The organism is Anaerohalosphaeraceae bacterium, from assembly GCA_035378985.1.
In the GTDB taxonomy this organism is placed as follows: domain Bacteria; phylum Planctomycetota; class Phycisphaerae; order Sedimentisphaerales; family Anaerohalosphaeraceae; genus JAHDQI01.
In genome coordinates this window covers 1-8787 of record DAOSUR010000032.1, presented here as the reverse complement: position 1 = coordinate 8787, position 8787 = coordinate 1, and the positions used below count along the sequence as shown (strand labels likewise).

11 protein-coding genes are annotated in these 8787 nt (G+C 45.4%); all 11 read left to right on the top strand.

Annotated features, from left to right (window positions below; all coding sequences use genetic code 11):
* Positions 1–223 precede the first annotated feature (223 nt).
* The 11 genes from PKY88_13060 to PKY88_13010 all read left to right on the top strand — a co-directional run bounded on the left by PKY88_13060 (position 224) and on the right by PKY88_13010 (position 8528).
* Positions 224–358: a hypothetical protein gene (locus PKY88_13060; protein ID HOQ06129.1), complete on the top strand. Its 135-nt coding sequence runs from the start codon at positions 224–226 to the stop codon at positions 356–358.
* Between the two features lie 89 nt (positions 359–447).
* Positions 448–681 carry a hypothetical protein gene (locus PKY88_13055; GenBank protein ID HOQ06128.1) on the top strand — a complete coding sequence of 78 codons (234 nt, stop codon included), beginning with the start codon at positions 448–450 and terminating at the stop codon, positions 679–681.
* Positions 682–1095: 414 nt separating this feature from the next.
* The gene (locus PKY88_13050; GenBank protein ID HOQ06127.1) at positions 1096–1350 is read left to right on the top strand and encodes a hypothetical protein; all 255 of its coding nucleotides are present in this window, start codon (positions 1096–1098) and stop codon (positions 1348–1350) included.
* Between the two features lie 60 nt (positions 1351–1410).
* Positions 1411–2094: an RHS repeat-associated core domain-containing protein gene (locus PKY88_13045; protein ID HOQ06126.1), complete on the top strand. Its 684-nt coding sequence runs from the start codon at positions 1411–1413 to the stop codon at positions 2092–2094.
* Positions 2095–2107: 13 nt separating this feature from the next.
* Positions 2108–2527 carry a hypothetical protein gene (locus tag PKY88_13040; GenBank protein HOQ06125.1) on the top strand — a complete coding sequence of 140 codons (420 nt, stop codon included), beginning with the start codon at positions 2108–2110 and terminating at the stop codon, positions 2525–2527.
* 662 nt (positions 2528–3189) lie between these two features.
* On the top strand, positions 3190–4014 hold the full coding sequence (locus tag PKY88_13035; GenBank protein HOQ06124.1) for a hypothetical protein: 825 nt from the start codon (positions 3190–3192) through the stop codon (positions 4012–4014).
* An 826-nt stretch (positions 4015–4840) separates the two neighbouring features.
* Entirely contained in the window at positions 4841–5362 is a 522-nt protein-coding gene (locus PKY88_13030; GenBank protein ID HOQ06123.1) for a hypothetical protein, read from the top strand.
* A gap of 593 nt (positions 5363–5955) precedes the next feature.
* Positions 5956–6750: a hypothetical protein gene (locus PKY88_13025; protein HOQ06122.1), complete on the top strand. Its 795-nt coding sequence runs from the start codon at positions 5956–5958 to the stop codon at positions 6748–6750.
* The gene (locus PKY88_13020; protein ID HOQ06121.1) at positions 6722–7294 is read left to right on the top strand and encodes an RHS repeat-associated core domain-containing protein; all 573 of its coding nucleotides are present in this window, start codon (positions 6722–6724) and stop codon (positions 7292–7294) included. Before PKY88_13025 ends, PKY88_13020 begins: the two co-directional genes overlap by 29 nt.
* A 44-nt stretch (positions 7295–7338) precedes the next feature.
* Positions 7339–7788: a hypothetical protein gene (locus PKY88_13015; protein HOQ06120.1), complete on the top strand. Its 450-nt coding sequence runs from the start codon at positions 7339–7341 to the stop codon at positions 7786–7788.
* Between the two features lie 149 nt (positions 7789–7937).
* Positions 7938–8528: an RHS repeat-associated core domain-containing protein gene (locus PKY88_13010; GenBank protein HOQ06119.1), complete on the top strand. Its 591-nt coding sequence runs from the start codon at positions 7938–7940 to the stop codon at positions 8526–8528.
* Positions 8529–8787: the final 259 nt, after the last annotated feature.

Here is an 8787-nt window from a genome sequence, read left to right as displayed (position 1 = left end):
GTAGGTACATGGTCAAAAAATAGAATCCGTATTAAGTTTATAAAAAAGAGAGAACATAAAACAATAACATCTCTCTCTATCTGATCTATCTTCTCATGAATAGTGTGAAACGATACGGCTTAGAATGAGATATCCGCTGTTACTGTGACTGCATCAGACATCAGGTGGTTTTTTCGTAGAAAGGCGAGAGTTGTGTCTACTGTCACTACGACAAATACGGTCGGTGCGGCAGTTGACGGATGCCTTCGGGCAGCGTATGGTATCGTATATGTATGACGGGTTCGGCAATGTGCGGGGGGTTTGGGGGACAGCCGACAATCCCTACGGCTTCACGGGCGAAAGCCGGTACATTGGCTAAAATCCTTGGTATTGTGCCCACCTGGATGGCCGGTATTTCTGTAGGTTGTGCAATCGGCTGTGGTTTATTTGGATGAGGAGATTATGCGAATGTCGAAATTGTCCCAAAGCGGTGTATGCTTTCTTAGAATTATTTTCATATCAGGCGGTGTAATCTGTATTTTTGTTCCTGTATCCAGACTGTCTGGCATTGATGTTGCAGCTGTGATACTTGGCATAACTCTGGCACTTATGGGAATCATGAATATATTTGCAGTCACCAAACCTGAAGGCAACAAAAGGAAACAGGCGAATACAGACAACAAGGCAGAAACAAGCGAATAAGAACCTGCCGTTCTATGAGTGCTTCTGATTCTCTTCGTTAGAAATCTTTTTTATTTTCTCCCAAAAGAACATGAAGAACTGAATCATGATTGCAGATTCAGAAAAACGAATGCTGATAAGGTATTTATTATCGTCTTCTGTTTCGTTTCAAAGCTATGTCGGCCGGCTGCTGTCCTATCTGAATCTGGACGAATCCCCCAAAGCTTTCCATCCGTATCTGTACGGGAAAAACAATTCCGCAAGAACCTCGACTCGAAAAGGAGCAAAAGGAGGATCTATGAATCACCTTAAGAGGATTGGAATGTCCTGCTTGATTGCAGGCATAATCGGCGCAATAACTGTTTTTCTTCTAATTCCATTCTTTTTAGCAATCACCCTGCCTCTTCTGTCTCGGCTTGAGGGTCAGACTTATTTATGGGCCCTATCGATTTTAGAGATAGTTATGATAATAATTGTTTATTTATCGGTTTTGTTGATCCTTTTAAAATCTCTCAAAAACAACAAACAGCTGACAGTCTTCTTTTTGGCGTTATTTGTAAATATGTCTTTGATAGCACAAAAATATCAGCAGGGGTTACACATGCAGATTATGCTGGAACTCATTATCGAAATAGTGCTGATATGTATTTTATCACTGATTTGCTTTTTTCAATACCGAGCAAAAACTGAAAAGATGCCAAAACAATAAAGTCGGTCTTTCATCGGTTTCATTTTTGCAAGAAACAGATAATGCAGATAGATAGAGGCGGTTTAGGGTCGGTGCGGCCGTTGACGGATGCCTTCGGGCAGCGTATGGTATCCTATATGTATGACGGGTTCGGCAATGTGCGGGGGGTTTGGGGGACAGCCGACAATCCCTACGGCTTCACGGGCGAAAGCCGGTTCCCCGAGGCGGACAACCTGATTTTTCTCTGCGCCCGCTATTACGCCCCCGCCCTCGGCCGATTCCTCTCCCGCGACCCGATTGGATATGAAGATGGGATGAATCTGTATGCGTATGCTCAGAATAATCCCACCAACTTTATAGACCCAACAGGTGAGAAATGCAAAGATGCATCGGACTCACCGGAGGTTAAAGAGTGTTTGGATAAGTTACTCGAATGCATGAAAAATGATCCTATCAAAGATGATATTGAGCGGGCTAAAAACGGGAAAGGTGTCAAAATACAAGTTTGTGATGATCCCGAAAAGGATCTTGGGGAAGATGTTTTAGGGGATTACTCGTGGAGACCCTGGCCGTTCAGGGACAGGATAAGGCTAGGGCAGGGGTTTGACTGCAGCACTTTACTCCACGAAATCAGCCATTTTGAGGACGGCTATTGGGGGCGATGGCGGTCTGAAAGAAGTGAAGACAAAGCGTATGACTACAGCGATACTAAGTATTATAATAATTGCTGTGACAAAATAAAATAAAAGGACAAAAAAAATGTCGCAGTCAAAACTGCTCTCCATTGGGTTCGTACTGCTGGTGTTGATTGCTGCGGGTGCGATTCTGCATCCCCTAATGCAGACGGAGCAAATCTATCGCTGGGAGAAAGAGTGCGTCAAACTGATGTACGATATCCATAGAGCTTTGCTGAAATATTCATCAGACAATGACGGAAAATTGCCTCCGCTGCTTTCGCATCTCTATCCTCAGTATATAGATGACAGGCGTGTTCAGGAACAAGTGCTGTTTTTCTCGGAACAGCAAGCGGCTATGATTTATTGGTATCCGGAAAAGCTCGGCAATCCGGAAGCTCCTGTTGTACAAATTATCTTCAAACCGGGCAGCGAAGTTTCCTATGCCCGGAAAGATTTCGTTCTGTGGGGAGATGGGACAGTTGGCTTACGCCGCAAAAAATAGGTTTGCAGATAATTTTTCTCCGGGGACAGCCGACAATCCCTACGGCTTCACGGGCGAAAGCCGGTTCCCCGAGGCGGACAACCTGATTTTTCTCTGCGCCCGCTATTACGCCCCCGCCCTCGGCCGATTCCTCTCCCGCGACCCGATTTCTGGCACCTGTCCAGCTTCAGGGCACTGTAGGCTGGCTGCTGCCCTACCTGAATCTGGATGAATCTCCCCAAGCTCTCCATCCGTATTTGTATGGAATGAATAATCCCCTTCGTTACATAGATCCTATGGGGTTGGCTGCTAAGGATGTCAACCTTTGTTATGAAGCCTGTAACGCTTATGCAAGCAGGCAGAAGTGGAATGCAGCAGCCGTAAAAAACTTTTTAGAATCTTGTTATGTAAACTGTTGGAATATCTATACCAATAATCCTTCCGGATGCGGAAGTTATAACAACATCTGGGCTATTGAAGAGACCCTGAAGGGTATGGACAATAAAGTGCCGCCTGTCTTAAGAAAAATTATCGACTGGATCGGGAGTTTATTGTAGAGGTTCCTTATGCTGAATCTGTTTACCACTCTAAGATGTTGGAAAGCCAGGCGAAGTCGGATCCGGGTAATAAGGTTAGCATCTTTTACAAATGAAAAGGATTATATTGCTTATCTGGTCCATCCGTTGAAACAACCTCGCAATCTGCCTGTCGTGCTCTTCTGGAAAAAGGGAGAATACAGCGGGCGAATGGTTCTCCAGCATCCTTTTATCGGGATTGATTCATTGGAGGAAACCAACCAAATCGTTGTCTGCACCTTTCATTCTGTACTCTGGGGGGGCATCGCTTCCGCCCGGAAAAATCGGATTGATTTGCCGGATGATTTTTTGTTTCACGTCAGTTTCTTCAGTCCCGGGCGGAAACAGGTATGGCTCGGCGGCTTACAGTGCGGAACAGAGCCCACCTATGTCTTTGCGTTTGTTGATTTAGGAACAAAGGAGATAAGAACTGTTCCTTTGCCGGAATGGCCCTTTGGGCTTTTTGAAAGCGAGACCGGCCGGCCGCAGGTGATTACAAGAACCTCTCTTTACACCTATGAGGGAGGATGTTTCCGCCTGCAGGAAAAGCACGGCAAGGACAATCTCTTGTATGTAGGGCAGCGGCCGAATCGTCATTTTATTTTTGGCCGAAAAGCAGGCGAAGAATTTTATCTGCTGGAATGGCCGGAGGGACAAATCAGAAGCGGAATCTGTTGGAGGGATTTGTGCCTGAGCCGAGATACGATATGGCTGCTTTTTCAAAAAGAGGTTCCTTCTCTGGAATGTTATACAAGTCAGGGCAGTCGAATGACTCAAGTCCGTCTAAAAGAAATGCCCATCAGTCTGGGACCCCGGCCCCAGGGCGGTGTGTGGCTGTTCTATCCGGACTACTCGATAGAAGTGTATGAGCCGGATGGAAAGGTCAAAAAGTATGAACCGTTTTTAGAAAAGTCCATTCGGGAAATTTTGTGAGGATTGCTGATATCGAAGTCCCTTCCGGCAATCGATTGTAGAAGTGCCTCGGGACTTAATGAGATGAGGCAGAAAAAGGAAAACAAGTCGATTATTCAAAAATGTTCCGCATTAAGAAAAAAGTATTCTTTCATTTCTGCAGAGGAGTCCTTTTTCTTTCAGTCAACGTTTTTTTCTGCTTCCCCGGCTGGGAGTGAAATGCTCTGTTGCATGTACAATCTTTGTCTACGTATTGATTATTCTATCTTCTGTCTGTTTAATAGTTGAGGAAGAGTTTTTCAAAAAGGACTAGCTTCCTGCAGAGGACTCCTTTGAACAGCCAAAGGATTCTAATAAAGGTTCCTAAAATGCTTGCCTGTCTTCCGAACCGGAGTTGCCCTCCCGCCCTCGGCCGATTCCTCTCCCGCGACCCGATTCTGGCACCTGTCCAGCTTCAGGGCACTGTCGGCTGGCTGCTGCCCTATCTGAATCTGGATGAATCTCCCCAAGCCCTTCATCCGTATTTGTACGTAAAAAACAATCCGGTAAACTCCGCAGATCCGCTGGGGCTTTTGGACCCGATTTTTCTTCCCGGTATTTATCCCACACCGGCCGTCCCGCCAACCGTGCCCAGCGTGTGTAAGGGAGCTTGGGCACCATCCCCACGGACATCCTGTAAAATGGCGTGTGGTGCTTTAGGAGCAACTTGGATTGGAGGATGTAGTTTGTTAACAGGTGGACAGATGTGGGCTTGTCGTATATTGGGTGGAGCAGCAACAGCAGCTTGTATGGCAGCATGTGATAACCTGCCTGCAGTATATTAACAAAGCACAAATGAGGATTTGGTATGCAGATTAGAGACTTGTTTTATTTGCTGTTTTGTTTTGCCGGTCTTTTGATTATTCCTGTTTTTTTTCAAAAAACAAGTTTTCTGTTAAGACAAATGAGCAGTAAATCCAAGACTGTTTCACGAATCGGATATTTGGGGGTGTTATTATCTGTTCCTTCTTTAATGGCTTTGTTGGCTCCCGGCATTCAATGGTCAGACTCGCCCTACATCCTTCTTACACTGTGTTTATTGGGAGTCTTATGGACTACTGAAAAGAAAAATAGCCAGACAAAAACTCGCTATTGGAACCAAATAGCAATCTCAGGTATCGAATTGAGTTTCATTTACGGAATTATTGTATTGTGGCTGATTTTTTATAAAGAGACTTCAGGAGTTTGGCTGTTACAAAGATGGCCATTCGCTGGCAGTCTATTCGTACCCCTGATGTTATCTATTTTGCTTGGTGGAGGATTGGGATTGTATGAGAGTCAAAAGCAGGAAGTAAAATCAACTCTAACGAAGATTTTAGGATATCTATGAGGAATTTCTTTGTTTCTTTGCGCCTTTTTTGAGGAGAACGTGCTGCACTCTTTGCTTTCAATATCCTTCCGTCAATTGTTGCTTGTCTGGATAATAATCCCCACCGTATTCCTGATTATACTGAATATATGGGTATGGCTATTCGCGCTGAAGGAAACCGGATAAATACCGTCCTTGTGCAACAGAAACCCTTGGTTTCAGTGTATGTCGCAGCAGGAATTGGCATCAGATTGGGAATGGATTTTGGAGCGGTATTGGCCTTTTGTTCACATCGACCGTGCATTGAATGGTAATGCACGGAAACAATACAGCATTTTGAGGTTCACCATATGGTTTCAAAAAATGCTTGCAAGGTTCAGGAGTGCAGCAGCGGCCATAATCGTTTCACTTTGCCGTCCATCTGATAGAAAAACAAGATGGTTTGTCGTGTGGATTTCATCTATTCTGCTCTTTTTCTATGCGATTGGTTTTCTGTTTTACAGCGGCAATGCATCGTTTTTTAACTCATTTTCAAAAGTTCTCCTTCTTATATTTCTCGGAAACCTCCTCATTCTATTCATCCCAAAGAATTGGAAAGAGAAGAGGAAACGAACATGATTACAGCGGCAGAAACCCAAAATCTGACAGGGTATTTATGGATTGTTCTCTTGGCTCTTTTGTTTGTCTTTTTCCTCCATTATTACGCCAGGATATCAGAACGGTTTCCGTTTTTACACAGAGACCGGTTTCCTCCCTGGCTCCGGTTTCTTTTGTGGTCAGCGGAAGGTCTTTTTATCGCCGCCGTAATCTGCTTTATTGCTCCAGGCCCACGATGGGCTGATTCTCCGTACCTTCTTTTTGTTTTGGGACTTTTTGCGTTTCTGACCGCTTCAGAGTATCTGGATTTACAGAAGAAGAGGGATTCACAAAAACAGACCCGCACCCGGACATCTCTGAAGAGGGTTTTGAGCCGTTCGGCCGGTTTGCTGATGCTGGTTTACTTTCTGATATGGGCTTTGCTGTTTTTCAGGCAGGGTCCGGCACTCTGGCTGAACGAGCATCCCGTTTTTACTGTGACGGCCGTTCTTCTGATGGCTTGCTCCTGGTTAGGGGCAGGCAGCATTGTCCTGTCCAAGATTCGCCGCGGCAAGAGAAAGGATGCCGAACGGATGCTGGAATTCATAGGGATTCTGTGGTCTTTGTCTTTAGCGGTTCGTGTTTTTTCCACAGAAAACCAGCCGTCAGGTCTTCTTTGGTTGTTTTCGGATAAGATTTTCTTATGGGTGCTCACCGGGTTTTTCTTTTGTCTTGCTGTCTTTTTCGCCTTCCTGTTCAGAAGAGAGTTAAAAAGATATAAAGCCATGACGGCAGAGCGGCTGAATGGATTACCGTATGAACAGGTGTGCTAAAACGGCCGACAATCCCTACGGCTTCACGGGCGAAAGCCGGTTCCCCGAGGCGGACAACCTGATTTATCTCCGCGCCCGCTATTACGCCTCCGCCCTCGGCCGATTCCTCTCCCGCGACCCGATTGGATATGAGTATAGCATGAATCTTTATGAATATGTTACGAATAATCTCATAAATCGCAGTGATTCATTAGGATTATTCCCATACACTGCCCCAAGCCCATACCCTTGGACTCCGCCTTCGCCTTCCCTTGGAGAGCTGATGATGGATTGTTGGCGTGAGGCAAGAAAATTAGCGAATTGGGCTGCAACGCAACCATGGTATGGCGTACATGGCATGATGCATTGTGTTGTGGCATGTGAGTTAGCGAAAAAGCAAGATTCGGTGTGCGCCTGGATTGCAGGATTTGGACATAAGGCAGGAGAATGGTTTCGTGATTATCCAAGAGATCGAAAGACAGAAGCGAAAGGCAGGGACTGTGCCAAACCTTGTTCTTCAAACCAAAGCTGTGAAGAATGCTGTTCGATGGATGATTATCATTAACTGCTTTTAGAACAAGATAATCCTGTTGATCGAAGGAAAACAAAATGATCCTGCTGGTCTTGATTCATCTGGTTCTTCTGATCACCGGAATTATGCTGGTCTGGCGGATGAAATCGAGACCTGCCCTTCGAAATTCCCTTTTAATCCTTTTTGCCATTTTATTCTTACTGGGCGTATTATGGGATTTTATTCTTGTGCGAAATGCTTGGATAGATCGAGGTGCCAGAACCTTTATCAAAAACATCATTAATAATGCGCCCAATAACGTTTCGATACCCTACAGTTCTGCAATAACATCAGAAGATGTAAAAAAAGAAATTCAAACCGCTCTCAATAGTGTTCCAAGATGTGATTATAAACTTGAATTACAAACCATTTTCCCGGGAGGAGATTTTTTTCTCTATGATGTTTCCTTTGAGAATGGCCAAGCATGCGTTATGATGATAGATGTTCGCGGGGAACAGTATACAATCTACAGGATGACGAAACCATAAAACGGCACAGAAGAAATAAACGAAAACTTTTTCAATATGTGGAAACAGACGATGCAGATGTCATTCAGGCAACATATAGTTATGGATGATCTAATCCGTATGAACTGTGCCGGCTGGATGCATTTTATTATGATGACGGGCTGGGGTCGGTGCGGCAGTTGACGGATGCCTTCGGGCAGCGTATGGTATCCTATATGTATGACGGGTTCGGCAATGTGCGGGGGGTTTGGGGGACAGCCGACAATCCCTACGGCTTCACGGGCGAAAGCCGGTTCCCCGAGGCGGACAACCTGATTTTTCTCTGCGCCCGCTATTACGCCCCCGCCCTCGGCCGATTCCTCTCCCGCGACCCGATTCTGGCACCTGTCCAGCTTCAGGGCACTGTCGGCTGGCTGCTGCCCTATCTGAATCTGGATGAATCTCCCCAAGCCCTTCATCCGTATTTGTACGTAAAAAACAATCCGGTGAATTACGTTGACCCATCCGGCCTAATGCCTTTTACTGAATGCTATGTCAAGTGTTTTACCGTGGGAACTTTTTGGTGCTATCGATTTTCCGGTCCCGCCCATGATAAGTGTATTGTTGGAGTGGGGCTTATTTGTGCAGGGATTTGTGTCTGGCCTCTCTTGCCACCGTTTCAGTGTCCTTCACCTGAACCGCCTCCGCCCATTTTCCTGCCCGGTGATTATTTTGGCCGTCCTGTAATCGATGCTTTTTGGACATCCTTGCCAAGAAATTAAATGATTCGAATATTAGCCATCCTTTTTGTCGCTTTTGCAATGCTGTGCGGGGCTTATGAAATTGTCCGTCTGTGGCCCGTGGAAAAAGACCGCGTTATTTGGGTTGAGATTCCGATTCTTGCATTTCTTATGATTGTTCTGGTTCAAATGTTGGGCCGAAAAAGAAATCCTCATAACAAGAAATAATCTATCTTTGCATGGATGTGCTGGAGGGAGAAAAAACTGAGAAGAAACCAACACAGCCCGTCCCGCGATTCTG